Source organism: Aquibacillus halophilus (assembly GCF_009649745.1).
GTDB lineage: Bacteria > Bacillota > Bacilli > Bacillales > Amphibacillaceae > Aquibacillus > Aquibacillus halophilus.
Map to the genome: position 1 here is coordinate 1 of NZ_WJNG01000054.1, position 281 is coordinate 281.

At 56.9% G+C, this 281-nt stretch carries 1 rRNA gene; it reads left to right on the top strand.

Features of this window, described 5'->3' with window-relative positions:
- Window positions 1-281: ribosomal RNA gene (locus GH741_RS21505) — 23S ribosomal RNA — on the top strand; the annotation flags it as partial.

Genomic DNA, 281 nt, shown 5'->3' on the forward strand with positions numbered 1-281 from the left:
CTGGCTGTACGGACCTTCTAACCCAGAACCGTGATCCGGTTCGGAGACAGTGTCAGGTGGGCAGTTTGACTGGGGCGGTCGCCTCCCAAAGAGTAACGGAGGCGCCCAAAGGTTCCCTCAGAATGGTTGGAAATCATTCGCAGAGTGTAAAGGCAGAAGGGAGCTTGACTGCGAGACCTACAAGTCGAGCAGGGACGAAAGTCGGGCTTAGTGATCCGGCGGTGCCGTATGGAAGGGCCGTCGCTCAACGGATAAAAGCTACCCCGGGGATAACAGGCTTA